24 protein-coding genes are annotated in these 23,949 nt (G+C 37.4%); 13 read left to right on the top strand and 11 right to left on the bottom strand.

Annotated features, from left to right (window positions below; translation table 11 throughout):
- Positions 1 to 6: 6 nt before the first annotated feature.
- The 3 genes from BBI00_RS17290 to BBI00_RS17280 all read right to left on the bottom strand — a co-directional run bounded on the left by BBI00_RS17290 (position 7) and on the right by BBI00_RS17280 (position 3,195).
- Positions 7 to 819 carry a hypothetical protein gene (locus tag BBI00_RS17290; RefSeq protein WP_065400107.1) on the bottom strand — a complete coding sequence of 271 codons (813 nt, stop codon included), beginning with the start codon at positions 817 to 819 and terminating at the stop codon, positions 7 to 9.
- An 11-nt stretch (positions 820 to 830) separates the two neighbouring features.
- Positions 831 to 1,691: a complement C1q domain-containing protein gene (locus BBI00_RS17285; RefSeq protein ID WP_065400106.1), complete on the bottom strand. Its 861-nt coding sequence runs from the start codon at positions 1,689 to 1,691 to the stop codon at positions 831 to 833.
- Between the two features lie 232 nt (positions 1,692 to 1,923).
- Positions 1,924 to 3,195 (bottom strand): Y-family DNA polymerase, encoded by a 1,272-nt coding sequence (locus tag BBI00_RS17280; protein ID WP_065400105.1) that lies wholly within the window; start codon positions 3,193 to 3,195, stop codon positions 1,924 to 1,926.
- 352 nt (positions 3,196 to 3,547) lie between these two features.
- On the opposite strand from BBI00_RS17280, the gene BBI00_RS17275 reads away from it, so the two are divergent.
- From BBI00_RS17275 to BBI00_RS17235, 9 genes are all read left to right on the top strand, one after another.
- Complete coding sequence (locus tag BBI00_RS17275; RefSeq protein WP_065400104.1) at positions 3,548 to 4,048, top strand: M15 family metallopeptidase; 501 nt, start codon at positions 3,548 to 3,550, stop codon at positions 4,046 to 4,048.
- A gap of 268 nt (positions 4,049 to 4,316) precedes the next feature.
- Entirely contained in the window at positions 4,317 to 5,354 is a 1,038-nt protein-coding gene (locus tag BBI00_RS17270) for a patatin-like phospholipase family protein (protein WP_065400103.1), read from the top strand.
- A 157-nt stretch (positions 5,355 to 5,511) separates the two neighbouring features.
- Positions 5,512 to 5,742, top strand: a complete 231-nt coding sequence (locus tag BBI00_RS17265) for a hypothetical protein (RefSeq protein WP_065400102.1) — start codon at positions 5,512 to 5,514, stop codon at positions 5,740 to 5,742.
- A 254-nt stretch (positions 5,743 to 5,996) separates the two neighbouring features.
- A complete protein-coding gene (locus BBI00_RS17260; RefSeq protein WP_065400101.1) occupies positions 5,997 to 7,355 on the top strand; it encodes a leucine-rich repeat domain-containing protein in 1,359 nt (452 codons plus the stop codon).
- Between the two features lie 159 nt (positions 7,356 to 7,514).
- On the top strand, positions 7,515 to 8,117 hold the full coding sequence (locus tag BBI00_RS17255) for a hypothetical protein (RefSeq protein ID WP_065400100.1): 603 nt from the start codon (positions 7,515 to 7,517) through the stop codon (positions 8,115 to 8,117).
- A gap of 22 nt (positions 8,118 to 8,139) precedes the next feature.
- The gene (locus tag BBI00_RS17250) at positions 8,140 to 8,628 is read left to right on the top strand and encodes an SMI1/KNR4 family protein (RefSeq protein WP_065400099.1); all 489 of its coding nucleotides are present in this window, start codon (positions 8,140 to 8,142) and stop codon (positions 8,626 to 8,628) included.
- A 248-nt stretch (positions 8,629 to 8,876) separates the two neighbouring features.
- Entirely contained in the window at positions 8,877 to 9,797 is a 921-nt protein-coding gene (locus tag BBI00_RS17245; protein ID WP_065400098.1) for a helix-turn-helix transcriptional regulator, read from the top strand.
- Between the two features lie 55 nt (positions 9,798 to 9,852).
- The gene (locus BBI00_RS17240; RefSeq protein WP_228394789.1) at positions 9,853 to 10,470 is read left to right on the top strand and encodes a hypothetical protein; all 618 of its coding nucleotides are present in this window, start codon (positions 9,853 to 9,855) and stop codon (positions 10,468 to 10,470) included.
- Positions 10,471 to 10,508: 38 nt separating this feature from the next.
- A complete protein-coding gene (locus tag BBI00_RS17235; RefSeq protein ID WP_065400097.1) occupies positions 10,509 to 10,940 on the top strand; it encodes a nucleoside deaminase in 432 nt (143 codons plus the stop codon).
- Positions 10,941 to 10,942: 2 nt separating this feature from the next.
- Here the strand turns inward: BBI00_RS17235 and BBI00_RS17230 are convergent, their stop codons facing one another.
- Positions 10,943 to 12,091, bottom strand: a complete 1,149-nt coding sequence (locus tag BBI00_RS17230; RefSeq protein WP_065400096.1) for a hypothetical protein — start codon at positions 12,089 to 12,091, stop codon at positions 10,943 to 10,945.
- The gene (locus BBI00_RS17225) at positions 12,081 to 12,656 is read right to left on the bottom strand and encodes an LPXTG cell wall anchor domain-containing protein (protein WP_065400095.1); all 576 of its coding nucleotides are present in this window, start codon (positions 12,654 to 12,656) and stop codon (positions 12,081 to 12,083) included. The genes BBI00_RS17230 and BBI00_RS17225 overlap by 11 nt, the downstream gene beginning before the upstream one ends.
- A 104-nt stretch (positions 12,657 to 12,760) precedes the next feature.
- Here BBI00_RS17225 and BBI00_RS23130 point away from each other — a divergent pair, with 104 nt between their 5' ends.
- A complete protein-coding gene (locus BBI00_RS23130; protein WP_123843964.1) occupies positions 12,761 to 12,952 on the top strand; it encodes a hypothetical protein in 192 nt (63 codons plus the stop codon).
- A gap of 33 nt (positions 12,953 to 12,985) precedes the next feature.
- Here the strand turns inward: BBI00_RS23130 and BBI00_RS17220 are convergent, their stop codons facing one another.
- The 5 genes from BBI00_RS17220 to BBI00_RS17200 form a co-directional block, all read right to left on the bottom strand.
- A complete protein-coding gene (locus tag BBI00_RS17220) occupies positions 12,986 to 13,519 on the bottom strand; it encodes a GNAT family N-acetyltransferase (protein ID WP_065400094.1) in 534 nt (177 codons plus the stop codon).
- 12 nt (positions 13,520 to 13,531) lie between these two features.
- A complete protein-coding gene (locus BBI00_RS17215; RefSeq protein ID WP_065400093.1) occupies positions 13,532 to 14,290 on the bottom strand; it encodes a type III pantothenate kinase in 759 nt (252 codons plus the stop codon).
- A 323-nt stretch (positions 14,291 to 14,613) separates the two neighbouring features.
- Positions 14,614 to 16,452, bottom strand: a complete 1,839-nt coding sequence (locus tag BBI00_RS17210; RefSeq protein ID WP_065400092.1) for a M1 family metallopeptidase — start codon at positions 16,450 to 16,452, stop codon at positions 14,614 to 14,616.
- 174 nt (positions 16,453 to 16,626) lie between these two features.
- Positions 16,627 to 17,097 carry a DinB family protein gene (locus tag BBI00_RS17205; RefSeq protein ID WP_065400091.1) on the bottom strand — a complete coding sequence of 157 codons (471 nt, stop codon included), beginning with the start codon at positions 17,095 to 17,097 and terminating at the stop codon, positions 16,627 to 16,629.
- A gap of 116 nt (positions 17,098 to 17,213) precedes the next feature.
- Positions 17,214 to 18,905, bottom strand: a complete 1,692-nt coding sequence (locus BBI00_RS17200) for a DUF6909 family protein (protein ID WP_065400090.1) — start codon at positions 18,903 to 18,905, stop codon at positions 17,214 to 17,216.
- A gap of 226 nt (positions 18,906 to 19,131) precedes the next feature.
- Between BBI00_RS17200 and BBI00_RS17195 the strand changes: the two genes are divergently transcribed.
- From BBI00_RS17195 to BBI00_RS17185, 3 genes are all read left to right on the top strand, one after another.
- The gene (locus BBI00_RS17195) at positions 19,132 to 19,596 is read left to right on the top strand and encodes a hypothetical protein (protein ID WP_065400089.1); all 465 of its coding nucleotides are present in this window, start codon (positions 19,132 to 19,134) and stop codon (positions 19,594 to 19,596) included.
- A gap of 151 nt (positions 19,597 to 19,747) precedes the next feature.
- Positions 19,748 to 21,943: a glutamine synthetase III family protein gene (locus BBI00_RS17190; RefSeq protein WP_065400088.1), complete on the top strand. Its 2,196-nt coding sequence runs from the start codon at positions 19,748 to 19,750 to the stop codon at positions 21,941 to 21,943.
- Between the two features lie 510 nt (positions 21,944 to 22,453).
- The gene (locus BBI00_RS17185; RefSeq protein WP_065400087.1) at positions 22,454 to 23,164 is read left to right on the top strand and encodes a C40 family peptidase; all 711 of its coding nucleotides are present in this window, start codon (positions 22,454 to 22,456) and stop codon (positions 23,162 to 23,164) included.
- 186 nt (positions 23,165 to 23,350) lie between these two features.
- Here BBI00_RS17185 and BBI00_RS17180 read toward each other — a convergent pair whose 3' ends face one another.
- Positions 23,351 to 23,932: a pentapeptide repeat-containing protein gene (locus tag BBI00_RS17180; protein WP_065400086.1), complete on the bottom strand. Its 582-nt coding sequence runs from the start codon at positions 23,930 to 23,932 to the stop codon at positions 23,351 to 23,353.
- Positions 23,933 to 23,949: the final 17 nt, after the last annotated feature.

Raw genomic sequence — 23,949 nt, 5'->3', positions numbered from 1 at the left:
ATCTTTTTATAATCCGAAAATACTTAAAGAAGTAAGCGTAGAATCGCTGTCCAGTGTTTTAGAACTTCCCAGCTTTTGATTCAGGCTTACGGTGATATTATCTCCCTGGTTCAGGTTAAAAATCCCGGAGCAGTTTCCTGCAACACGGTTTCCAATAGTATTGGTTCCGGGATAGCTTCCTACACATTTAAAAACTTTATTCGTTGCCGAAGACGTTGAATTGGTCTGAATCAAAGTTTCATACCTTGAGTCATCAGCAATACTCCCGGAGGCCAACGAAAAGGTAAAGGAGACAATATAAACCCCGGTTTTTGAAGCAGTAAAGGTTCCTGTCCCTGCATTAAAGCTGCTATTTACATCCGTTTTTTTAGTCCAGCCGGTCATAGCAGTCTGTACCCCGTTGCTAAAACTTTGTGCGGAAGAGTTTTCTGCATCCACAAAATCATTAGGGGCTTTATGGGCCAATGTTATCCATGCCGTTCCATTAGAATAGCTCAGATCCTGAGTTCCTGAGTTATACCTCATCGCTCCAGCTTTTGCAGCAGAAGCAGCCTGTGAAGTCCCTCCGATCCCGATGGCATTTAAGCGCTCTTCTGATCTCAGGTCCAGTCTTGTTTTCGGAGATTTTGTTCCTGCTCCTACATTTCCTGCAGGGGTAATAATGACATCATCATCATAACTGGAAGATATTGAAACATTTGTGTTTTTTTGTCCGTCCACATGCACCGTTCCTTCAGGAGCTGTCATATTGATTCCTACCTGAGCTTTAATGCCTATACCGCAACAGATAATTAAAGCCAGTCTTAATTTTTTTCTCATATCAAAGTGTGTTATTGTTCCAGAATAGAAAGGTTTACAAAACCATAATCGTTGCTTGCAGAAGTTAAGTCTGTTCTCAGGCTCAGACTGCCATTGTAAACAGACTGGTAAATATAAGGCTGGAGTGTATCTCCTTTATTCAGCTGCACACCGGCTACACAGGAGCCCGCAACCTGTGCCTGTTTTGAATTGTTGGAAAAGGATTTCACACATTTTTTAACAGTATTGCTCCCATTCACAACATATTGGGCTTCTGAAAAATAGCCTGATACTATTGGAATCCGTACAAAGTCATAGGTAAAAGAAACAAGATATACTCCGGTTCTTGGAGCAGTAAAAATACCTGTTACGGGGGTAAAATTTCCCGTAGGATCCGAAATTTCCGTCCATCCGGCAATACCAGTGGAAACCTGATAGGGAACTTTAATGGCGAAGTTTGCAGCCTGAATATTGGCCACTACTACAGCTTTGGTAGGAGAAGAAATAAGATCCTGCCACACCACACCATCTGAATACTGCATTTTTCCTCCATTCAGAGGATTATATCTTACAGCACCTCCGCCGGCTGCAGAGGCAGTCTGGCTGGTTTCTCCTATTCCTATTGAGTTGTCTGTATTGGATATGGACCTGACATCAATCTTTACAGCTGGAGTTAAAGTTCCAATTCCTATATCTCCGGCAGGTGTGATGGCAACATCATTGGCAATCTGAGCCGAAGACGGTGCTCCGGATGCAGGATTATCTTTGGCTCCATCCACATGGAAAATGGTTTGAGGATTTGAAGTATTTATACCTACCTGTGCGTTTGAATAATTTATAATAAAGCACAGGAAAATCAGTATTCCCTTCATCAAAATACTTAGATTCTTCATGTAATTTGTGGTTTTTTAAATGTGTAAAATTCTTGTCCAAAGATAAGTGCAAAAGATTATCATACACAATAGCCCCACATGCCACATAACAAACAAACCTCTAATAAACAATCAGTTATACATTTGTTTTACATTATCAAAATACGGAATTTTAATACTAAAATAAAATATTCATTCTTTTTTAGCTGGGATTTTTTAAAAATGGAATTCTTTTCTGAGCATTTTATGAGTCTCAATGAAACCTGAAGTTCGCTTCCGGCAAAGTATTCTTTTTCAGGAATGCTTCATATTCCGGAGACAGCTTGGCACGGCCAAAGGTATTTTCTCCGCTCATACTTCCAAGGCGGACTTTATCTTTGCCGTATTTCCGGTTCATCGCATCCATTGCTTTCATCACAGGGAGATGCTGGTTTTGTATGTCTTCTTCGAAAAGGCTGATCTGTCTCTGATCCTCCGGAACAAAGTCATTCACCATCACTCCTGCCCTTTTATAATGAAACCCTTCCTTATAAATCGCTTCAAAAAGCTCATTCACCACTCTTCCTATTAATATGGATGAATTGGTAGGATTAGGCAGGACCTGTGTTATGGCGTTTCTGTATTCAGGAAGATCTTTTCTGAAGCGGTTGGTCTGCACAAAAACAGTGATCATTTTACAACAGGTATTTTGTTTTCGCAATCTTTCCGAACAATACATTCCGAAGGTTTCTACCCGCTCCCGGACTTCCTCTTTCTTAGTCAGCATCTGCATAAAGCTTCTGGTTACCGCAATAGATTTTTTAGGTGAAGGAGTATCCAGTTCAAGCTGACGGATTCCTTTCAGCTCGTTGATCATCCTTACTCCGTGAATGCCCATGATTTTACGTATCCACATTTCGGGTTTCTGCAGAAGATCCCAGGCTTTGTATACCCCACTGTCATGCATCTTCACAGCCAATCTTCTCCCGATTCCCCATACATCTCCTATAGGAAGCCATTTCAATGCCTTCTCAATTTTTTCAGCAGTATCCAGAATATAAACTCCATTGAATTTGTCCGGAAATTCTTTTACAATCCTGTTGGCTACCTTACATAAGGTCTTGGTGGGAGCGATGCCTATACTTACGGGAATATTTTCTTTCACCCTGATCTCTTCCTTGATTCTGACGCAATATTCATAAATATCAATATACTTAAAGCCCGTGAGATCCAGAAAAAGCTCATCAATGCTGTATACTTCATGGTCAAGAACGTAGGATCTGGCAATATTGATGACCTGCTGACTTTTATAATTATAAAGCTCAAATTTTGCAGAAAAACTTTTTACATCATGCTTTTGAAAGAGCTCTTTATATTTAAAAGCAGGAGCAGCCATAGGAATTCCCAGGTCTTTTGCTTCTTTGCTCCGGGATACAACACATCCATCGTTGTTGGAGAGCACCACAACGGGCTTGCCTTCAAGGGAAGAATCTAAAGTTCTTTCACAGGAAACAAAAAAATTATTGCAGTCTACCAGCGCATACATAGCAATTACACAATGAATATTTATACAAAATTATTGTTTTTAGAGAATAAAATAATGTTTTTGAAAAGAATTAACATCACAATTAACATATTGAAAAACAAATAACTAATTTTTTTAAACACGACACGTTTTGTCGCATTAAGGTTTTAATTTGCACTCCAAAAATCTATTTATCAAATGATCCTTAAGCACTCCTCCTGCTCCGGATTATTTCCATTTGATATTTAAATTAAAATTCAAATTTTTCATGCTTTTTTGTACAGATATTGTATAATACACTTTATAATTTAATTAAAACACGTCACGTTTCGTCGTTTTCCCGTCATACTTTTGTTTTATAACAGTTTAAATTATGGATAAAGTAACATCAGAACGAATTCAGAAACTTCACCCGCTGGTAAGGGATGAAGTGAAACAGATCATTAAAGAATGTGATAATGCACTTACCGGAAGAGCAAAGGTAAGAATCACCCAGGGGCTCAGATCTTTTGAGGAACAGGAAAAACTCTACGCTATCGGAAGGCTGACCGCCGGTAAAAAAGTGACTAATGCCAAAGCGGGGCAAAGTATTCACAATTATGGTCTTGCGGTAGATATCTGCCTGATGATCGACGGAAAAACAGCAAGCTGGGATACAGCAAAAGATTGGGACAATGACCAGGTTGCCGACTGGTATGAATGTGTAAAGATCTTCGCCAGACATGGCTGGGACTGGGGTGGAAACTGGAAAACATTCAAGGATCTTCCTCATTTTGAAAAGAAGAGCATTCCATCCCAAAAAAAACTCATTAAAACCAGTTGGAGAACACTTATAAAAATGCCGAGAGACAAGGATGGCTATGTTGTGCTGTAGCGCTAAAATCGTATTGACAGCCAAGTCATTAAACCCGCAGCAATGGTCTGAATCCTTCCCTGATTTTTTTAATTTTTTCATGAAATTTTCTTTAAAATATAAATAATACGTCAAGTTCTGTCGCTTCTCCGTCCTATCTTTGGTTTATAAGAAAAGTACCAGAACAACTATAAAAATATGCTGAAACCAATAGCCATTTCCCTGGAAATCTATTGGTTTTACTTATCTAAAGTTGTCAGGTATTCTTAAAAAAAAGTAAAAATATCACATGAAAAAAACAACCATTCTTTCTTTGGACGGGGGTGGAATAAGAGGGATTATTACCTGCATTATTCTACGCTACATAGAAGAACAGCTTCAGTATCATGACAAGCCGACTGCCAAACTCGGAGATTATTTTGATCTGGTGGCAGGCAGCAGCACAGGAGGTCTGATTGCATCTATTATTCTATGCCCTGATGAAGCCCGAAAAGCAAAGTATTCTATCCAGAAAGGGCTGGAACTCTATGCTGAAAAGGGCGGCGATATTTTCCAGGTTTCCTTCTGGGAAAAACTGGTGAATCCGTTTGGATTATTGAATGAAAGAATTTCCCAGGAGGCTCTTCGAAAAAATTTAAATGACTTTTTTGGGAATTTAGAACTAAAAGAACTGATAAAACCATGTTTAATAACCAGTTATGATATAGAAAACCGGAGAGCAAAACTTTTCAATTCCTGGGAAGCCCATCTCAGCACTGATAATTTTTATGTAAAAGACGTCTGCAGGGCAACGTCTGCGGCCCCTACCTATTTCAGCCCGGTACAGATCAAATCGATGTACGGACAGATCTTCAGCCTGATTGACGGCGGAATGTTTGCCAATAACCCAGCCCTCTGCGCTTATGCAGAAGCCCGGAAGATCCCTTTTGCAGAGGTTCTGAAAAACCATCAGAAAGCCAATCATCCCGGAGTAAATGATATGATCATTGTTTCTATAGGAACAGGTGTTGAAGCCAGACCCTATGCTTTCAGAAAACTGGAAAAAGCAGGAAAAATAGGCTGGGTAAATCCTATTATTGATATCCTGATGTCTGCCAATGCAGAAACTGTAGATTATCAGCTTTGCCAGATGTTCCAGACGCTGGGGTTAAGAAATCAGAAAAACTATTACCGCCTGAATCCATCATTGAAAAATGCATCTCCTGCAATGGATAACGTAAGACGCTCTAATATTGAAAACCTGATCCAGGCCGGGCTGAGCTATATTGATGATAACAGAGAAACATTGAACCAGATTGTTCAGAAGCTCATCAAAAACAAGATATAAGCTTTTTACCTTATAAAAGCTTTACATAAGCTTAAAAGCTTATATTGAAAAAAAAATAAAAATATTTTTTTAACACGTCAAGTTCTGTCGTTTCACGCTCCTACTTTTGGAATATCAAAAAGACACAGAATACTAATCAATAAAACTTTTAAACCTATTGAATTCAACATTCTCCTGTGCTGAACAGCCTGAAATATGTTCAAAACAGAATCAACAAAGCAGAGAACTGTCTGATCACAATACAGATACGATCTCCGGTGAAGAACTCTATACTATAGAATGGAGCGACATTGAAAATGCTGAGATGGACTATGAAAACTATCTCAATGACATTGAAAACTTCTTCAGAGAAGATTTTGAGGATGACATTCTTGAAAAAGATGTATGATAACATAAAACTATAAACACAAAAAGTTCTGATGCTGTCCAATATTACTTTTGCAACCCAATTATAATATACATACAGTAATCTCATTTAACATTTCTCAATTCCTTTGAATTCACCATTCACAAAATGTTGGACAGCCGGAACTGTGTTTAAAAAAACAAACGGGAATCACTAAAAACTAATAACCATTTTAAACCAAGAGTAAAGAAGCTGCCTTATAAAAGCTTTTTATTCATTAACCCAATTACACATTTATGAAAACAAAAGAAGAACTAAAGCTCCTTTTCGAAAGGGGAGACAAACCAAAACAGGAGGATTTCTGGGAATGGCAGGATTCATACTGGCATAAAAATGAAAAAATAGACATGGCTAAAATTGCCGGTTTGGAAAACGGGTTACCCAATCCCAATTATATTTATGCAGAAACAGATGAAGAAGGCACAGCATCCTTACAATCATACTTAAGTAAAAAGATGATTCTAAAACCGGGTACTGTAACTATTCCGGATAGCTTTGCTACGGGTATGTCTATATCAGAATTATCGATTCCTGATGGTGTCACAGACATTGGAACAGCAGCTTTTCAGAATAACTTATTAGAGTCTGTAGAGCTTCCGAACAGCATTACCAGCATCGGGCAAATTGCTTTTCTGAGTAATAAGCTGAGATCCGTAAACATCCCTGAAAAAATGACTGAGATTAAGGCATCTGTTTTTCAGAATAATCAACTGGCCTCAGTGGAGATTCCTCAGAATATTACCCGTATTGGGACGGCAGCTTTTGCATTCAATAAGCTGACTTCGGTAAAACTCCCGGAGCATATTACGGAGATTGAAAAAAGTACTTTTCAGGGGAACCTGTTAACAGACATAGATATTCCCGCCAGTGTAACCGGTATTGGAGAATACGCATTTCAAAACAATCAGTTACGATCAATCCATATTCCTGACAATGTAAAAACTATCGGAACAAGTGCATTCCAGAATAACCGGTTGGAATCTGTAAGTATTCCGGATCATGTTTCAGCTATTGAAGCATCTGTTTTTGAAAATAATCTTCTGACTTCTGTAAATATTCCTGAAAAGGTAACGAGAATCGGAGATAGTGCATTCCGGAATAATAAATTAATGTCTGTAAATATTTCCTACAGCATGACCAATATTGAACGTCTTGTTTTTGCAGACAATCAGCTGGAGTCTGTAAGCATTCCGGAAAAGGTTACCAATATTGATTATGCCGCTTTTCAGAATAACCGGTTAATATCGGTAGAACTTCCCAGGGATCTTGTCAGTATTCAGGCTTATGCATTTCAAAACAACAGATTAACATCGGTAAGCATTCCGGATTATATTACCATTATTAATGATTCTGTTTTTGCAGATAATCTCCTGACTTCTGTAGAAATTCCTAAAAAAGTAACAGCCATCAGTGATAATGCTTTCAGAAACAACCAGCTGACATCAGTAAGCATTCCTGAGAGTGTTAATTTCATCAATCAATATGCCTTTACCGGTAATCAACTCTCTACTGTCACTTTAAGTGATTCAACAGGATATATGAGTTCCTCTTTTGATTCCCATGTAGAAGTTATTGGAGGATATCTGTTAGGCTAAATAAAATAAAACAGCTCCTCATAGCCAAAGGACCTGGTGAATAGAAAAGGAAAGAATATTTTGATTAATCATCGATAAGCCACAGAAATTCTATGGCTTATATTATATTTGTTTTATATAAACGTGGCCATGACAATAGTTTTTCTAAACTCACTAAAGATGTTGATATTAAAAGAATATCCTCTTCTGAAATTGAATAATTTCCCTTTATTTATTATTATTTTCACTCTTTATTCCTGCCAGAAAGAGAACGTTACGGAAACACTTAAACCACTGACAATTAACAGGATTTTTTCAGAAGAAACCTATGATGATCATACAAAGGTATATACCAATGACAGCTTATTCTGTCTTTACCCTGATGGCCGTGATTTTAAAGTCTGGAAAAACGGTATTCTTATGAAAGATCATAAATCCATTCTTCCTTTAATCAAGGGAAATGATTCAGCGAAGATATTCAGGACTTATAAATTTCAATCCGAATTGATGAAACTGGATTTTAATAATTATTCCGATAAAACGGTTAACCGGGATACAAAAGATTATCAGATCAGAAAAAAAGGGAAAGATTATTTTTTGTACAAAAAAGGATATCGTGAACTCAGGTTACCTGTTCGTCATTTTGAATCTATGGACTGGATCACCTTCAATAGTATGGATATTAACAATGATCAGATTCCTGAACTCTTTATATTCAACGAAGCTTATAATGACCGGGAAGATCTGGAATATGGAAAAATGACCGTATACGAAATAAAATAAATAACCTGGCTTTATAGACCCTATGGATATTGTATACTTAAAAACATATGAACACTACAAAAAAGAAGGCAAAGGAAAAAGAAGATCTGCCTTTGGCCCTCCTGTCGGTCTAAGTGAAGCAGAGATCATACCACTGGAACAGGCTATGAATAATGGCATTTCATTTCCTAAGGCTTACAGAGAGTTTCTCAGTATCGGCGGTGTATTCAGTAGTATTTCACTCATTGATTCAGGAAACAATGCAGGAAAACTTGTTGTAAAATACAAACAGGCATTACAGAAGAGAAACGTGGATATTAGCAGACCAATAGCCATCATGGATACTTTTGAAGGTCAGTGCGGAACTTTCATTTATCTTGACAGCGGAGACAATCCCCAGCCCTGGCTTTTTTCTATTCATGAAGATTATGACAGTGATGCAGGGGAAGTAATATGGGCTTCACCTTTTAAAACATTACAGGATATGATTGAGCAACTTGTTTATCTCTCTGAAAACAATCTTAGCATTTAAGTATCGCTCTATAATAAATTAATGTGAATCAATTTATTTGAACGAATGTAAATAACCGGGATAAAAAAGACCGTCCTGTGCCATCCTTTTAATTTGATGTCTTCACCGAAACGTTTTATGATCACAAAAAATATAATACGACACGTTTTGTCGCATTAAGGGCATATATTTGTGTTACAAAACTTTACTATGAAAAGCAGGGGTTCAGACTATGGAACGCCGCAAATTAATAACATAAATATATTCAAATGAAGAAAGATTTTTATCTTACCCGGTATGCCTTAATCATCAAAAGATTAGAAAGTTCTCCCGCTACCTATTCTCAGCTGGAGCACTACCTTCTGAATTCTTTTGAATTCCAGGATGCGGAGATCAAAAGCTACTCTATCCGTACCCTTCAGAGGGATATCCGTGAGATTTCAGATCTTTTCAACCTTTCTATTCACAATAAGAAAAAAGGAGACAACAGGTATTATATAGACAGCCGTCCGATCATGGAAGTGGATGAATACAACCAGAAATTACTGGAATCTTTCCAGGTAAGTAACGCCCTGAATCTTCACCCTGATTTTTCGGACTTTATCTTTTTTGAGAGCAGAAAGCCAACCGGAGTAGAGCATTTTTATGATCTTTTCTTTGCCATCCGTAATAAAAGGGTCGTGACTTTCGAGCATTACAATTATAAAAACAAGCTGATGACTTCCAGAAAGGTACATCCTTTGGCACTGAAAGAATCCAAAGACCGCTGGTACCTCATCGCCATAGATACCAAAGATAAAATTTTAAAATCGTTTGGTCTTGACAGGATCAATTATCTGGACGTAGCAAAGAATCAGTTCAGGGAAAAATATAAATACAACTTCAGGGAGCATTTTAAAAATGCATTCGGAGTGATGAACCTGACCGAGCAGAAGCCGGAAAAAATTATTCTGAAATGCAGCCGCCATCAGGGAGAATACATCAGAAGTTTTCCTTTACACCAGTCACAGAAAGAGACTAAGGAAACTCCTGAGGAGATCTATTTTGAGTTCTTCCTCCACCCTACCTACGACTTTATGCAGGAAATTCTTTCGTATGGAAAGGAAGTTACCGTTCTTGAACCGAAATGCTTAGTTGATGACATCCGAAACCATCTTCAGGAATCTCTGAACCGTTATCTTGAGAGCTAAGCAATAAATACTTAATCTCATATTTTTTGGTTATATTTACATAAATATACCCTTATTGAGAACTTTATTTATTTGTCTCAGCTGTTTTATTTCCTCCTTTTTCCTGTCACAGCAGAAAGAAGAATTCAGGCTTGTGAAAAACTATTATAATCAGCACAGAAGCATGCTGAACAAGGAGTTTAAGAAAAAGTTTGATGCAGAATCCAATACCTTTAAAAAAGCTGCTATAAAAGGAGATTTTCTTTTTTTCATGAAAAAGATGGACAGTATTGAAAACACCGCACTTATTGGCGCTTTGCTGAGGGTAAGGAATCTTGAAGATCTCCAGAAAATCAAACTTGCCCAGGAACCTTTTGCTGAAAAGTCTTTCCAGGTAGAAAAGGTTGCGGATTACCCCGGCGGGCTTAATTCTTTAAGACAGGAAGTGGCTGATCTTTTATACGTAGACGGCGTGTATTCTGAAGAGAAAACAGTAAAGACAGATGTAGCCTTTATTGTGGAAAAAGACGGGAGCATCAGCAATGTTCATGCCCAGGGAGACAATTTCACCTTCAACAGGCAGGCGGAAATTGCCCTCTACTCTCTTGCTGAAAAATTTTCTCCGGCAACCTTCAAAGGTGATCCCACCATATACCGCTTTAAGCTCCCATTAACGTTAACAATGACGAAATAAAAATTTTTATTTTTTCTTCTTTTTATTAATTTCAATTCATGTTTACTGACGAATATTATATGAAAATGGCCCTGCAGGAAGCAGAAGCCGCCCTGGAAAAGGATGAGGTTCCCATCGGATGTATTGTGGTTTCCAACAATCGTATTATTGCAAGAGCGCATAACCTTACAGAAACGTTAAATGATGTGACGGCCCATGCAGAAATGCAGGCTATCACCTCTGCCGCCAACTTCCTTGGAGGTAAATACCTGAGAGACTGCACCCTGTATGTTACGATAGAACCTTGCGTCATGTGTTCCGGAGCATTGTCATGGGCTCAGATTTCAAAAGTGGTGATTGGGGCAAGAGATGAACAGAGAGGATTTATCAACAAACACCTTTCCCTGCATCCGAAAACAGAAATTGTAACCGGAATTATGGAAAATGAGTGTTCTTCTATCGTCAGGGATTTCTTTAAAAGTAAAAGATAACTTTAGTTGGCACTTTCTATATTGGCATGAAAAAGCCGTCTCAAGGCATTCATTTTTTTCCAGTTTAATGCCCTGGCCTGTATTGTATTTTCTCCAGTTTTCAGCATCAGCAGACTGTCTTTTTTAGAATAGAACACTTCAGCACTGATCTTTTCCCCGTTATAATCTTCCAGCAGTAAATGACCAGGTGAAACAGCTGTATAATGGTAGTCCCGCATCTTTTCATTCCGGTCCATAAAGATCAGATAACTCTCCCTATGAAAAAAGATATACCGTATTTCTGAATTTTCGTTTTCATTTCTGAAAGCTCCATGAAGAAAAGGCCTCGCTGTCATGTCATCATTATAATTCCCTGAACTTATATACGGAAAGGTGATCATAACCAGTGAAAGCCCCAGAAAAGCTGTTTTGAACCAGACCATAAATGGCTTATACAGGTCATCTGCCGCTATTCCTGCTCTCTGTGTCTCTTTTTTCAAAACGAAAAACCGGTACAAAGGTTTCCAGTCATCTTTTAAAGCAAAAACAGCCATGACAAGCAGTATGAGAGAAAACAGCTTCACGGAAATATCAAAACCGAGATTAATTCCCAAAATATTCAGGAAAATCCCCAGGGAAATCAAAAGCCCTAGCACCCGGGTTCTGTGAAAAAAGATCAATACAGCGGTACAAAGTTCCAGTGTTCCGGTAAAAACCGAATAAAAATGTGAGGTCCCCATCGTACTCCAAAACAGGATGTCTCTATCCAGATTTCCAAAGCGGGAATAAAGAATATTAGGTTCGGGCAGATAAAACTGAGCTTTGACTATTTTATCCAGGCCATATTTTACCAATACCACAATAAGATATAAAGAAACAGCTTCTTTGGAAAAAGAGAGAACGACCCTGTGATATTTTTTACTGATCAGAAAAGAAAAAATCAGGGAAGCTACAGCCAGCAACCCGGTTAAGATAAACATAGAAATACTGTCTGAGGAAAGGTCAATTCTTACTTTATCATTTCTTAATACAGAATCCGTAAGTATCCCTATAAAATCCTCAAACAAAAATAAGGATATGTACTTCTGAAAATCCCCCAGAAAGTCAAGCGGAAAGAACAGAATAAAAAGAAGGAAAAAGATTGCAATGCAGCACAGAATCCTATTGCCCATGGTCTTTTTTATTCTTTTTCCATGTGTAAAAGCCTGAGACTCCTGAAATCAGCAAAATGCCCAATAATAATCCACCAGGTGTTTTTTGTTTTTTCTCCTTCTCCTTTTTTTCTTTTACCGGTTTGATCTCTTTGTAGGTCTTACTTTGTTTATCATACTCAATAAACACAACACTGTCCATATCATTCACAAAATGATACTGTTTTTTCAGAACCTGCTTTACACTATCAATATTCTTTTTAGAAAAAAGGGAATGATTTCTTACGGTTTCTCTTCCGGGAACCCACTCTCTTGTGGCATTTTTAAGAATTATTTTATCCGCAGCACTCGTTACCAGAATACTTTCTTCATCATTCAGAATGATGACAGAATCCAGTTTGGCATCTTTTACAAACTTTTGAGGAATCGCTCCAAGATTCGAAAGATTTGTTGTAAAGAGATCTTCGGAAACCGCATTTGCAAAATGGGAAGAAGCACCACTGTGACTTTTAAAAGCGATTAATTTGGTCTGAGAATAAAAAGATATACTCAGAAGCAATACAAAGAGTAAACAGGTTTTTTTCATGGATCTATTTTGTTCTTTGATCTTTTAGCCTGTTAAAAGTTAAAAACATATACACAATCAATTGAATAATTAATTATATTTGATGAAACTAAAATTAAAATACCATGAGAAAATTATCAAGAAAAGAAACTGCAAAGATTAATGGAGGCTTAATGCCTGGTCAATGTTTATATACCGATCCTAATACAGGTAAAAAAGTAATAGGATGCAGATTACAGCCTGTTCCGGATTGTTGTGGAGGCTGGGTATATCCAATTCCTGGAAATGACTGTGTATCATGCAGCATTGAACCATAAAAGAAAAAACAGCCTTTTAGGCTGTTTTTTCTTTTATTCTTTATTTCTAAAAATAGAATACATGACAAGATCAAAATATTCTTCATCTTTTTTGGCATGCTGCTTCAAGACTGCCTCCCTCTCCATTCCTATTTTCTCCATGATTTTACCGGAAGCAGGATTATGAAAGAAATGAGTAGCATAAATCTTATTGAGACCTAATTCTTTAAAACCGAAATCTACAATAGCTCTCGCCGCTTCAGTAACATATCCTTTGTTCCAGTACGGAATTCCAATCCAATACCCCAGTTCTGCCTTATCATCATCCCTGTCATGAAGTCCGATAGCTCCTATCAGCTCCTCTTCCTTGTTTCGAATCCCGAATGTATAGCCACTCTTATTTTCAAAGGCTTCCTTAGACATTTTCAGCCAGAATATGGCGTCATTTTCAGTGTAAGGATAAGGAATATTAGAAGTAAGGTCAGAATAAATCCTATGCTGAAGGTACTCAGTAATGAAAGGTATATCCTTCTCTTCCAGTTGGGAAAGGATCAGTCTTTCGGTTTCTATAATCGGGAATTTTTCCATTGCGATGAAGATTTACAGGTCTTTTCCTAGAAAATAAAGTCCTTTCAGGGTATGAAGCCTGTCCATCACATGAATTTTATCTGTCAGAGGCTTGTATACATGGGAGACCCCACCGGTAGCCACTACGAAACAATCATCATTTACCTCATCATTGATGCGGTTGATAAAGCCTTCTACCATTCCTAAAAAGCCGTATACCATACCACTCTGCATACAGGTTACGGTATCAAGCCCCAAAACCGATTTTGGTCTTTTCAGTTCGATGTCAGGAAGCTGGGCGGTCTGGCTGATCAGGGAATTTAAAGAGGTAACGATCCCCGGAGCAATGATCACTCCTAATGTTTCTCCTGTTTCCGCTACACAGCTCGCTGTAAGAGCTGTTCCGAAATCAATGACGATTTTCTTTCTGTTCGGATATAAATTGTGGGCAGCAACAAGGTTGGCATAGATATCCGTTCCCATCTGCTTAGATTTTGCCTGAACTCCGGAAGGTGTAGTACGGTCAACAATCACAGGAGTAATCCCATGGATTTTTTTGATTCCGGAGCTCATCACTTTGGTAAGCTGAGGTACTACAGATCCTATAATTACTTTATCAATTTCTTTTGGCTCTATCTTATAGGTCTGATAAAGCATCAGCATCTGTACATACAGTTCATCAGCAGTTCTGTAGGGTTTTGTATTGATTACCCATGAAATATCACAGTTATCTCCATTAAAAAGACCAAATCTGATATTGCTGTTCCCTACGTTGATTACAATTGAATTCATTGACATATTTTTCAAAAGATATCCCTCATCATCCTGCAAAAGAAAGAGAAGAAATTCTATGTTAATTTTTCAGCCCTAAAATTAATCATTTTGGGAAAAACAATCCCTCATTATAGACTAAAATACGATGTCGGGTCATTTCTTTTTTCTTCATTGAACAGTTGGATATATTTAGACCATTAACTTTTGACCTTTTCTGAAAAAGCTGATTCCGGAAATCTTCTTATAAAAGAACCATTCCGGTATTGGATTGGTCAGCAGTTTGGGGTAAATAAAAATCCCACAGACTTATCTGCGGGATTATTTTATAATTGTGGTATTAATTACTTCACCTCTACAAAATTATCCTCCATATTCACATCAGCAATTCTCTGGCTGAAGTCAATACCTAGTACGGACAATTGAGATTTCGTATAAGGAACAGTAATGGTATATTCTTTCTGAGTCCATGGCCAGTAAGGCATTGTTTTAAACTCCCCATACGCATCTTTTTCTTTCCAGTGGTGGGTCATATTCAATGGAATCTGGTAGGTTACAATTTTTTTATCTGTAGTCATTACGCTGAAGTCTATTGGCATCGGAACCTGTCCGTTATTAACCAGGGTAATGGTTGTAGATTTTGCGTCATATTTTACATCCTTTATTCCGTAGTCGATTGTTTTCGTAGTATTGATCCAATAATGATGGAACCATTTCAGATCCATCCCGGAAACTTTCTGTGCAATGTGAAGGAAATCCCTGTCTGAAGGGTGCTTCATACTCCATTGGTCATAATATTGCTTCAGGGTTTCTGCCAGGTTTTGCTCTCCCATGATGTACCCCAGCTGTACAAGATACAATTCACCTTTCACATAGGTAGAATACGTATAAGAAGTTCCGTTATCATGATGATCTCCCAGCCATACTGCAGGTTCTTCAATTCCTTTTTTAACAAATTTTCTGTAGGCATCCAGTCTTTCAACAAAAGGGTTAGGCAACTGCTCCGGGAACAACTGATACATGGTGTAACCCTCTGCATAGCTTGTAAAACCTTCATCCATCCATGGCCGTACAGATTCATTGGTTGCCAGCATCTGCTGATACCATGAGTGAGATCCTTCGTGAGCCATTAAGCCCATTAAGTCTTTGATATTTTTAGCTTCTCCTAAAATCATGGTACACATACCGTATTCCATACCGCCGTCACCTCCCTGGATGAAAGCGTAAGTTGGGTAAACATATTTCCCGAAATGAGCGTTCATAATCTGGAAATACTTGGTAATATAAGGCTGTGCCTCTCCCCATACTTTAGTTTTTTCATTTTTCTGATAAACCAGATATACTTTCGGGCCTTCCGGAACATTGAAGCTTTCTACAGAATAATCCCTGTCTGCACTCCATGCAAAATCCAGAATATTTTTAGCTGTCCATTTCCAGGTCGCTTTTTTGTCTTTTTCTGTTTTGATCTTAGCTGCAGCATCATATCCTTTTACTTCTGTTGGATTTTCAAGAATACCACCTGCTCCTACTACATAATCTTTATTGATTTTAATGGTTACATCAAAATCAGAAAACGGGGCATGGAATTCTCTGCCCATATAATCAAAAGTTGCCCAGCCGTCATAGTCATACTCTGCAATTTTCGGATACCATTGCGTCATGGTCATATCTACCCCTTCCCTGTTGTTTCTTCCGCTTCTTCTGATCTGCTGAGGAATCACAGCATCCCAATCCATTGTAAAAGTTGTAGTAGAATTCGGCTTTATAGGTTCTGCCAGATACACTTTCATGATGGTTTCCTGAACTTCAAACTTCAGGTCTTTCCCATTTTGTCTGATCCAGTGAATATTCTGTGCCCCTTCCTGATCTTTAGGGATGGAGCCCAGCCTTGAGATCCCGTCTTTCTGCAACCTTGAGTCTCCGTTTTTTCCCTGCGAGGCAACTCTCTGGTCCATCATTGAATTAGGTTTGAAAGCATTCCAATACAGGTGGAAATAAACCACATTCAACTCATCCGGTGAGTTATTGGTGTATTCTAAAGTCTGTTTTCCCTGGTAGGTAAATTTTTCAGCATTGACATCGATATCCATCTTGTACTTTGCAGCCTGCTGATAATAAGCTCCTTGCTGAGCCTGAAATTGTGAAATGATAAACGCAAAAATGATTGCAGCCGATTTTCTCATTTAAAATTTTATTTTTTCTAAAGGTAGGTAATTTAAATAATAACCTCAAATAGGAGTTATTCTGAGGTTTTATTCTATCTGTTATGGTTTAGATGATTTTTAATTCGGTTTGTTAAAAGGCAGTTTTCCGATTACATATTGAGCAAATTTTCACAAATAATAACCTTTATACTTTTATCTGTTTTTTAAAAGCTTTTTGATCAAAGTAATCTGGCCCAGATGATAATAACTATGCTCAATCATTCCTTCAATATTTCTTCTGTAGGTTCCGTATTTTTCATCAACAAACACTTCATCAAGTTTAGAATCGGGCATCTGTTCCAGTAAGGATGCAAAGTTCTCAGAATCTGCCCAAAGTTTATTCAACAGACTTTCCCACTGTTCCTGAGATTTTACAGCAGGAAGATCAAAACTGAATTTATCTTTTATTTCAAGATCTCCTCCTTCAAAGACCTGTACAAGCCCTGCAATATAATAATCGATGTGAAAAGTGAGCATTGCAATCGTGTTTAAAGAATCTATCTTTATCACAGCCTGCTCCCAGCTTACATCTGAAAGCTGATCTTTAAAATTGGTATTCGCAATCCAGAGACCATCCAGCAAAACTTCTCTGAATCTTTTTGATAATTGTGATACTTCACTCATAGGTTAATATTTTTACTTTCTAAGATACACAATAATAAGCCTTTCAATTTTCTCAAACACAAAAAAGCCTCAGGTGCAAAATACACCTGAGGCAGATATTATAATATGAATTACAATTATTTTTTGGCAGAAGCTTCTTTTTTTCCGCTTCTTAAAATCTTTTCAAGGATTCTTAACGTAATCAGGTACGTTGGTTTTACTCCTGTAAGCCCTAATCCACCTGAAGATAATGTACTTCCTGTTTCCAGCGGATTATCTGATGCATAGTAAGCGTAACATACAAACAGATCCGGTGAAATATGGTGCCTGATCTTAGACGCTACCTGAATGGCTTTCTGATAATGCGCACCCTCCATTTCAAGACCGATGGCTTTCCATGAAGTATTCATGAAGTATGAAAGAATATCTTTGTTCTGAAGTGATGTTCCTAAAACGGTGATCATGGGTCCCTCAAAGGCTTTCAGTTCATCATCTTTGAAATCATCAAGTTTTAAGGCATTTTCAAAAGGATAGTTATCTGCAGTTCCTTCAAAAATATGAGAAGTAGGAATCATGATATCCCCTTTCTCTCCGGTAAGGATCCCTGCTTTCCCCATAATGGAAACAGATTTTACATGCATCATATATACTTCTCCTTTATGCTCAAAAGGTTTCAGCAATTCATCCATCACCTCAAAGGCCTGCTCTCCGAAAGCATAATCGAATACCATAACGACATCATCTCCGGAAAACTTCGCATCTGCAAACGGCGTGTTCTTCAGATCCGTTTTGCTGAGATCGATAATCTGAACATCAATATTACTTCCGCTTTTATCGGCGATGTGGATCATTCCTTCATCCAGGGCATACTTTAACACTTTATCGCGCAGCTCTTTCTTGTTGGAAATCTCTTCATACAGTGTATAGTCTACCTCATTATGCTGCTTCTTTTTAAGGGCATTATTCGCATACAGCATATTTTTCACAGAATGCATATTGGCAGAAATGATGTGCAGCGGACGCATTTGAAGATTGTTTTCAAATAAAACTTCTTTTACTTTATTCGCCCATTTCTCACCAAAATAGTGATGCCCTACTCTTTCCTTTAATATGGAACTGAAATAGATTTCTCTTTCTCTTGACCCTTTAGCGTCTTCAAGGCTTACCTTTCCTAAGTTATAGATAATTTTGAATAAACGGTCCGGATTGTTATCATCCCCGAAAGTATTATAGGCTCTCAATGTCTCATCAAATGATCTTCCTATCAGGGAAGAAAGATGAATCAACGCTACTTCTTTTTCTTTTCTGCTGAATTTCTTTTCTCCTTTCACTACTTCTTCAATAATCTTGAAGGCACGTGTAGGCTTCCAGTTTTCATCCTGGATGAATGCCAGATTACGGATTTTATCGGCTTCTATAAATAGGAATGTAAGGTGGGTAAGAATGTCATAAATTTCGGAACGGCCCAAAAGAACCTCAATATTCATCTGGTGTTCGTCTATTCTATAACAGTTTCTTCTTCTTTTCTTGGGAACAATAGGTTCGAAACTTCCTTTATCAAACCCTTCATCAGATGTAAGATGAATAAAAGCACATTCTTCGATCCCCTCCGGAAGCCTGTCTAAAACATACATCAAACCGTCCAATTCCAATTTGCTCGGAATATTCATAGTTCCGTAAATCTCCGGATTGATGGTTTTCAACAAACTTCTGATACTTTCTCCTGAAACCCCGCCCGGCTTGAAAAATCCTCTATAAAATAAGTGTCTCATAGAGATGTATAATCTTTCAATAGCCTCTGTTGTTTCTCTTGCTCTAGAATTTGTCATAAAATAAATTTCACACAAATATACAAAATCTCCGTTCAACTTATTTTAACTATCTTTTAATAAGTTGTTTAATAGCCATATATAAAGCAAACTGAACAATAAGACAGCGCATTAGTTTTTCTTCTGATTTTGAATAATAAATATTTCTTTTTTTAATCTTATATTTATACAACCGCAGCTGTAGGATTTGAGATAAAAAGGAAATTCAATCCAAAGAGCCATAGTCATGATATTATCAAGAATATTAGACCAGATAAAAGGTAGAGTAAATCAGGTTTCTCTTTTTTGGAAGGTATGGATTTGTCATATTCTCCTTTATTTCTCCGTGCTTATGCTTTTTTTAATTATAAAAGAAGGGAATCCGGACGATAATATGCTTCGTGACAATATTTTTCTGCTGCTTCTAAAAAGTGCTGTTATAGGATTGTTTGGTTTCTTGGACGGGATAGGTCCTTTAGTCTTCATTTCTGTCGCAGTTATGTATCTGCTCAATTTATATTTCCGAAAGCTCTACATAAGTTATATATTATCATTAGCTTTAACGTATCCTGTTTTCATGCTGTTTTGTAATGAAGGATACGGCTCCAATACATTTACGGTGATGAGTTTAGCCATTACAGTGATCATTAATATGATTATTTTTAGAAATAACATTCATACAAACCCGGTTCAAGAAGATGAGGAATCATAAATTCTGATTCAGCATCACTAGAGCCCCCTCTTAAAAATAAAACCATTGTTTAAATTTTAGTTAAAATTCAAATCACCCCTAAAAAAATTAGGGGTAACATATTTTCAATTCATTTTTTTTGTAAATTTGCCCTGTAAAAAATCACCCAAATATGTCAACCTTAAGATTCAAAGCATTAGAAACCCTACCATTTAAGGATTTCAGAAAAGACAACTCTGTTGAGATCCCTGCAAAATTATCTGAACTGTTCTGCAAAAATGTTTTCTCAGAAGAAACAATGAGAGAATATTTAACGAAGGAAGCATTCGGCTCTATTATGGATGCTATTAAAAAAGGAACAAAAATCCAGAGACATATCGCAGATCAGGTAGCGGTAGCAATGAAGGATTGGGCAATGAGCAAGGGAGTAACTCACTATACTCACTGGTTTCAGCCTTTGACAGGAACTACTGCAGAAAAGCACGATTCATTCTTTACCCCTATTGAAGGAGGTAGAGCGATTGAAAGATTCAGTGGAAACATGCTGATTCAGCAGGAACCGGATGCATCTTCTTTCCCGAACGGAGGAATCAGAAATACTTTTGAAGCGAGAGGATATACAGCCTGGGATCCTACTTCTCCGGCATTTATCATGGGAACTACATTGTGTATTCCGTCGATCTTCATTTCTTATACAGGGGAAACATTAGATTACAAGGCTCCTCTGTTAAGAGCACTGAACGCTGTGGATGAAGCTGCAACCAATGTAATGCAGTATTTTGATAAAAACGTAACGAAAGTAACTCCTACTCTAGGGTGGGAACAGGAATATTTCCTTGTAGATTCAGCACTATACCAATCCCGTCCGGACCTTGTACTTACAGGTAAAACCTTATTAGGACATTCTCCGGCAAAAGGGCAGCAATTGGATGACCATTATTTCGGTTCTATCCCTACAAGGGTAATGAACTTCATGAAGGAGCTGGAAATCGAATGTATGAAATTAGGTATTCCTGCAACAACAAGACATAATGAGGTTGCTCCTAATCAGTTTGAGCTTGCTCCGATGTTTGAAGAAGTAAACGTTGCCGTAGACCACAACTCTTTGTTGATGGACATCATGGCCAGAGTTGCTCACAAACACCACTTCCATATCTTATTCCACGAAAAACCATTCGCCGGTGTAAACGGAAGCGGAAAGCACAACAACTGGTCTTTAGCTACTGATACGGGCGAGAACTTATTAAGCCCGGGGAAAAACCCTAAGAAAAACTTACAGTTCTTAACATTCTTTGTTAATACAATTAAAGCGGTACATGAATATGCTGATCTTTTAAGAGCAAGCATCGCATCTGCAAGCAACGATCACAGATTGGGTGCCAATGAAGCCCCACCTGCAATTATTTCTGTGTTCATCGGAAGCCAGCTGTTCAGCGTATTGGAAGAACTTGAGAAGGTAACCAACGGAAAATTATCTCCTGAAGAAAAAACAGAACTGAAATTAAATGTTGTTGGAAAAATTCCTGAGATCTTATTAGATAATACAGACAGAAACAGAACTTCTCCATTTGCATTTACAGGAAATAAATTCGAGATCAGAGCTGTAGGATCTTCTGCCAACTGTGCAGAGTCTATGACAGTAATGAACACTATTGCAGCAAAACAGCTTAATGATTTCAAAAAAGAGGTTGACGCTTTAATTGAAACCGGTCTTAAGAAGGATGAAGCGATATTTAATGTATTGAGAGAATACATCAAACAGTGTAAAAACATCATGTTTGAAGGTGACGGATATTCTGATGACTGGGCGAAAGAAGCTAAGAAAAGAGGCCTGAATAATCTTAAAACTACTCCTGAAGCATTAAAGCAGGAAATGGATAAAAAATTCCTGGATCTGTATGAAGAGATGGGAATATTTAACCACAGGGAAGTTGAAGCCAGAAACGAAATCAAATTAGAAAAATATTCTACTGTTATTGATATTGAAGCCAGAGTTTTGAGTGATATTGCAAGAAATCACATCATCCCATCTGCCCTGAATTATCAGAACAGGCTCATTGAAAACGTTAAAGGTCTTAAAGAAATCTTTGGTGACAAGGAATTCAAATCTTTAGCAAAAGAACAAATGAGCTTAATTACGAGCATTTCAGAAAATGTTTCTAAAATCAAGCTTGGTGTTGAAGATCTTATCAAAGCCAGAGAAGCGGCAAAAAGCATAACAGACAGCCAAAAGCAGGCAGAAGCATACTGCAACAAAGTAAAACCTTTATTTGATCCTATCAGAGAAGCTTCTGATGATCTTGAAATGATGGTGGACGATGAGCTTTGGCCAATGACAAAATACAGAGAAATGTTGTTCACAAAATAACACCTGTAAAGTTCCATATTAGTTTAAATCCTTCAGTTTTTCTGAGGGATTTTTTATTATACCCTATCTCCATTATGGCAAATCCTATTTCTTAAAACCCAATATTTCCTAATCGTCTGTTTTTCCAAATCCAAATATTATACAGACCAGCAATACATAACTTAAAGCAATTAGCACAACAGTCCTGAAAGCACCATCAATTCACGGTTTTCGTAGAATTTATTTTGTTTTTTTAACACCGCTGAAAATTAAAGCTTTCCATTTCTAAACCCGATATATAGAAGAATATCGACAGCGTTTGTTAAAGAATCTTAATAAAAAAAACCGCACACTCACCAAAAATAGGGGGTTGCGGTTTATTTTTCTTTAACATATGTAAATAATATGTTAAATAGTGTTAAAATAAGATCCTGATAATTATCATAACAGGGGTCTTTTGCTCGGAATCTCTACTTTTGTAATGCTTTTGAAAATAAATATTCCATTTTTAACACGGTTAATCAAATATATATGAAGAAAAGAGTTTTGTTTTATTTAGTTGCTTTAGTCTCTACAGTTTCATTGCAATCGTGTGCTACTAATTATGTAGTTTCAAAACCAGCAACTTACACTAAAGAATACAAAACGGATGCCAAACTAGCTTCTATAGACAGCAAAAAAATGGAGCAGGATAAGCAGAAATTAATAGACTCTTTCCTTGCTGAAAAGGCGGCATCTATCGCAAATGCTAAAAAAGCAATTAAGAATTCTGAGATTGCCAAGGCAGTCAAATACAATAAAACCATTGACGGTATCCTTACTGAAGCTGAAACATACCTTGGAACTCCTTACAGATACGGAGGAACTACAAGAAGAGGTATTGATTGTTCAGCTTTTGTTCTTTCTGTATTCGGAGCAGCAGCAGGCCTTAGCTTACCAAGAGTAGCGGCTTCACAGGCTCAGGAAGGAGAAAGAGTGGAAAAAGGAGACTTACAGAAAGGAGACTTAATCTTCTTTTCTCATGGAAGAAGAATTTCTCACGTAGGTATTGTAGAAAGTGTTACTGAAGAGGGAGAGATTAAATTTATCCACGCAGCAACATCAAAAGGAGTAATGATCTCTTCACTGAACGACTCTTACTGGGGACCTAAGTTCAGATTTGCCAAAAGAGTGATCAACGAAGAAGGAGAAGCTTACAATAACTTAGCCGCTGTAACTCCAGCTACACCCGCAAATTTTTAATTTTATAAATAATTGATTTAAATAATGAAGCCATCAGAATTCTGATGGTTTTTTTATATGTGGTATTTTACGATAAATTCAGGCTGAAGCCAATGGAATATATATTTAAAGGAAAAGCGGGTTAAAACCCGCTTCTATTGATTTAATATTGATATTTTATACGCAATAACTTTGTCGTCTGAGGTATCAGCTGTTCTTATCAATTTCAATATCGAACTTATACAACAGTCCGTAGACTTCAGAAAGCGAAAATTTAGCCTTTTTAAGCCTGTTTAAAGCAGGATCTATCGAATAGTTGACGGAAGTCCTCAAATCTGCCTTTTCAAGATTAGAATGATCAAAAGTGGCTCCGGAAAGATCACAGTTACTAATCACTGCATGAGACAGGTCACATTCTGTAAAATCCACTTCAATCAGCTTGGAATTGATGAACACAGTTCTCTTTATTGAGGTTTGATAGAAAACGGAATTATGAAGGGAGCACCCATCAAATTTAAAGGACAAACCAAAACCATTACAATCATTAAACTGCAGGCCAAGCATTTTACATTCTTTGAAAAAAGCATTGCGGAAAGCCGTTGAAGCAAGTTTCGCCATGCTGAGATTGCTGCCGATAAAATCGCAGTCTGAAAAACTGATCCCTGACAGGTCTGAGTATTCAAAATTACAGTTTCTGAATGTACAGTTTTCGTATTCTCCCTTTTCTAAAACCTTTTGTGAAAAGTCTGTGTTTTCAAAATTTTCGTCTAAAATATAAATCTCCTTCATACAATATATGGATTTAT

This window comes from Chryseobacterium arthrosphaerae, assembly GCF_001684965.1.
Classification (GTDB): Bacteria; Bacteroidota; Bacteroidia; order Flavobacteriales; family Weeksellaceae; genus Chryseobacterium; species Chryseobacterium arthrosphaerae.
Note: the sequence above shows the minus strand (reverse complement) of the source record. Positions and strands in the feature narration are given on the sequence as shown.